This window comes from uncultured Oribacterium sp. (assembly GCF_902481605.1).
GTDB classification, from domain to species: domain Bacteria; phylum Bacillota; class Clostridia; order Lachnospirales; family Lachnospiraceae; genus Oribacterium; species Oribacterium sinus.
The window spans coordinates 1-3,796 of record NZ_CABSXI010000108.1 but is presented as its reverse complement, the minus strand read 5'-3'; the positions used below and the strand labels follow the sequence as shown (position 1 = coordinate 3,796).

The 3,796-nt window shown below is 47.0% G+C and carries 3 protein-coding genes, 5 tRNA genes and 1 pseudogene; all 9 read right to left on the bottom strand.

The annotated features are described in order from the left end of the window. Window positions 1-330, bottom strand: a pseudogene (locus tag RDQ32_RS10870) (purine-nucleoside phosphorylase); the annotation flags it as partial. A 189-nt stretch (window positions 331-519) separates the two neighbouring features. Then, a tRNA-Leu gene (locus RDQ32_RS10865) sits at window positions 520-599 on the bottom strand. An 18-nt stretch (window positions 600-617) separates the two neighbouring features. After that, a tRNA-Lys gene (locus RDQ32_RS10860) sits at window positions 618-690 on the bottom strand. Between the two features lie 5 nt (window positions 691-695). Next, a tRNA-Gln gene (locus RDQ32_RS10855) sits at window positions 696-767 on the bottom strand. A gap of 31 nt (window positions 768-798) precedes the next feature. After that, window positions 799-872: transfer RNA gene (locus RDQ32_RS10850), tRNA-His, on the bottom strand. A 28-nt stretch (window positions 873-900) separates the two neighbouring features. Continuing rightward, window positions 901-974, bottom strand: a tRNA-Arg gene (locus RDQ32_RS10845). Between the two features lie 155 nt (window positions 975-1,129). Continuing rightward, on the bottom strand, window positions 1,130-1,762 hold the full coding sequence (locus tag RDQ32_RS10840) for a bifunctional 4-hydroxy-2-oxoglutarate aldolase/2-dehydro-3-deoxy-phosphogluconate aldolase (RefSeq protein ID WP_007156471.1): 633 nt from the start codon (window positions 1,760-1,762) through the stop codon (window positions 1,130-1,132). Window positions 1,763-1,774: 12 nt separating this feature from the next. Then, window positions 1,775-3,085 (bottom strand): RdgB/HAM1 family non-canonical purine NTP pyrophosphatase, encoded by a 1,311-nt coding sequence (gene rdgB, locus RDQ32_RS10835; protein WP_007156472.1) that lies wholly within the window; start codon window positions 3,083-3,085, stop codon window positions 1,775-1,777. Then, the coding region (locus RDQ32_RS10830; protein ID WP_369124206.1) for a class I SAM-dependent RNA methyltransferase at window positions 3,085-3,796 on the bottom strand (712 nt) is incomplete at its 5' end. The genes rdgB and RDQ32_RS10830, both read right to left, overlap by 1 nt.

The window sequence follows — 3,796 nt, the reverse complement described above, 5'->3', positions numbered from 1 at the left end:
GGCTGCCTGTGCAAAAACAATCTCCTTCAAATCGATGTCTTCCTGTAGGGCTCCGGCAGAACCAATACGAATGATGGTATCCACATCATAAAAATGATACAGTTCATAGGAATAGATGCCGATGGACGGCATCCCCATGCCTCCCCCCATAACGGAGATTTCTCTTCCCTGCATCTTACCGGTAAAGCCAAGCATGTTTCGGACAGAATTAAAACAATGCACATCCGACAGGTATGTTTCCGCAATATACTTCGCACGAAGCGGATCCCCCGGCATCAGGACAGTCTTTGCAATCTCTCCCTTTTCCGCTTTATTATGTGGTGTACTCATACATCCTCCTCTTTCTTTCCATTCCTTCTTTCTCCCTATTCTGCGCTTTCAGAGCGGCGGAATAAGTACAGAATAGAACAGAAAGAGAAAAATGTCTACTTCCCAGCTCTCCCCTTTTTCTACAAAAAAATAACGAGCAAAGCTGAATCTCAGGTTTCACTCGGTATCGTCTTCTCTCTATTTTATTCGTGCGGATGACAGGACTTGAACCTGCACGGTCGCCCACCAGAACCTAAATCTGGCGCGTCTGCCAATTCCGCCACATCCGCATATCTCCCTTTCAGGAATGAGACACGCGGGAATCGAACCCGCGACAACTTGATTAAAAGTCAAGTGCTCTACCGACTGAGCTAGTGTCTCACAAGCAGGGCCAGTTGGATTCGAACCAACGACTGCAGGCGTCAAAGGCCTGTGCCTTACCGCTTGGCGATGGCCCTATGAGATAAGAACCTCGTGCGAGAAAAATAGGGTGGCCACCGGGAGTCGAACCCGGGACCTCCAGAACCACAATCTGGCGCGATAACCAACTACGCTATGGCCACCATGTTACGGATAGAACCGTCTCGCAAGTGATCCAGAAGGGATTCGAACCCCCGACCCACGGCTTAGAAGGCCGTTGCTCTATCCAGCTGAGCTACTGAATCATTTCGCATTTTGTGCGACTCTCATATATTAGCGAATCCCCAATACTTTGTCAAGAAAAAATTTTCGCTGTTTACACAGGCTTATTCTCTGCTTGAATTTCAAAAAAGGGGCCATAAAAATAGCCCCTTTCCTTTCTTTACAAAACAGCAAAGCTTTAGTGACTTAATTCATAGGCCTCCAGGCAATTCTTGGTAATCAAGGCAAAATCCTTGGTTTCCAAAAATTCTTTTTTACATAGCCAGGTTCCTCCCACACAAAGCACCTTGGAGAAGGAAAGATATTCTCCGATGTTCTGAAGATTCACTCCACCGGTGGGCATAAAATACAGGTTCTGGAACACTGCCGCATAGCTCTTGATGGTCTGTACGCCGCCAAACTGTCCTGCCGGGAAGAACTTCACCACAGGAATATCATAAGACATGGCCATGCTGATTTCCGTAGGAGTCAAAACACCGGGACAATAGGGAATTTCTCTCTCTCTGCAAAAAGCTGCCACTTCATGGGAAAAGGAAGGACTTACAATAAACTTGGCACCGGCTTCCACAGCATCTTTACACTGCTGCAGGGTAATCACCGTTCCCGCACCCACATATAAATCCGGATATTCCTTTACCATTAGCGCGATGGATTCCTTTGCTGCCGCCGTACGGAAGGTGACCTCCGCCACCGGCAGTTTTCCCTCCAATAAAGCCTTTCCCAGAGGAATGGCGTCATTTTTATCCTCAATTACCAAAACCGGACAAATTCGAATCCCCTTCATTCTCTCCACAAATTCTGCCATGTACATTATTTTATCCTCCTAAATTTTATGCATTTCCACTCTAAGATTTCCTTTTTGGTCCAAAAACAGCAGGCTATAGCATGGTCTTCTATCCTCTTGTCTGGGAAAACTGATGGATCCCGGATTGATACAATGCACCCCGTTCACCACTTTGTTACAGGGCTTATGGGTATGTCCGAAGAATGCCATACTGCAATTTCTGTCTCTTGCCTCTTCCGAAAGACGCTCCAAACCGAAGTTTACCCCATAGAGATGGCCGTGGGTCAAAAAGCATCGCTCTTTTCCGATACGAACTTCCACGTCCTTGGGCAAATAGGAAAAAAAGTCATTGTTTCCCTGTACAAAATAGGACTCACAGCCCTTAGGCAAAAGCGCCTGTACCTCTCCTTCTCCCTCCGAATCCCCCAGATGAATACACATGGATATATCCGGATGCAGACGAAGAACCTTTTCCACATAGTCCAGTCTTCTATGGTTATCGGAAAGTACCAAAATCTTTTCCTCCGAAGAAGGATCGATTCTGCCGGCTATCTTAGTCTTCGCTTCCCGAGCAGCTTCCTGTCCCTTTTCGACAAGTTTCTGTCCCTTTTCGGCATCCTCCTCTTTTTCCGGATTTTCCCCGGAATCTTTCTCCGCCTTGTGCTCCGCCTTTGCTTCCTTGCCTTTTCCCGACTGCTCCTGCCCTGCTTTCGAAAAGCGGGCAGAATCTCTTTTTTCCTGCTCTTCCTGAATCATTCTTTCCATCTTTCGAAGAGCCTTTCCCCTATGGGAAACCTTGTTCTTCTCTTCTCTGGAAAGCTCCGCGGCGGTTTTTCTGTATTCCGGAAGGTAGAAAATGGGGTCATAGCCGAAGCCCTCTTCTCCACCGGGCTCTTTTGCAATTTCTCCCGTGCATCTGGCTTCCGTTTGCAAAAGCTTTCCATCCGCAAAAATCGCAACAATGGCGCAGCTAAAGTAGGCCATTCTGCTTTTACTACTGCTTTCTTCCATCATAGCCAGGATACGACGATTCTTTTCGGGATAGGGTGTATCCACCCCCAAAAATCGGGCTGAATATATTCCGGGACCAAAGGACAGGGCTTCAATGGACAGGCCGGAATCATCCGCCATAACCAGGTCATCTTCCTCTAAAAGTCCCTGTGCTTTGGCAAAGTTATATAGGGCTCTGGCCTTGATTTCCGCATTTTCCAGAAAACTTGTCCCGTTTTCCTCTACCTCCTGATCCATGCCTAAATCTTTGGCACAGAGAATGGTTCCGGGGAAATTAGACAGAATCTCCTGAATTTCTCTTAACTTGTGTTGATTATGGGTGGCAAATAAAATCCGCATTATTTTCTCCCTTTACCATTGTACTGGTAAAAATAGGTTTTCATCATACCGTTGTAAAGCTTTCTGTTTTTATCCGCCTTCCCAAGGTATTTCTCCGCCTGCTCGTAAGCGGTGATTAAGCAAAGTCGCCAATCATCCAGATCTTCATAAGCCTCTCTAAGCTCCGTATATAACAGAGGCAGATTTCTCTTATCCTCGATTCGCTCTCCGTAGGGAGGATTGGTTAAAATCAAGCCTCCTCGCTTACTGTGGGACATCTTCCCCACTTCTCTTTCCTGAAAATGGATGAGCTTTCCAACCCCTGCCCGCTCCGCATTTTCACGGCAAACCGGAATCATGGCAGGATCTATATCATAGCCCTGAATATCCACCATTTTTCCATAGGAATTCTTCTTAGTTTCTAATAGGCTACGGTCAATTTCATCCCCTGCCTCCTCCAAAGCATAGTCCCATTCCTTTTTAGGAATCAGGTTTTCCCAGGCTTCCGCCGTAAAATGTCTATGCATTCCGGGAGCAATCTTTGCCGCAATCATAGCCGCCTCTATGGGAAAGGTTCCTGCACCGCACATGGGATCCACAAAGGGGGCATCCTCTCTCCATTTGCTAAGGAGAATCAGGGAGGCAGCCAAGGTTTCCTTAATGGGCGCCTTTCCCATTTTTAAACGATACCCTCTTTTATGCAGAGAGTCTCCACTGGTGTCCAGACAAAGC

Excerpts from the sequence above, each read along its gene's own strand:
- rdgB (WP_007156472.1), bottom strand. The coding sequence starts at position 3,085 with ATGCGGATTTTATTTGCCACCCATAATCAACACAAGTTAAGAGAAATT.
- RDQ32_RS10840 (WP_007156471.1), bottom strand. The coding sequence starts at position 1,762 with ATGTACATGGCAGAATTTGTGGAGAGAATGAAGGGGATTCGAATTTGT.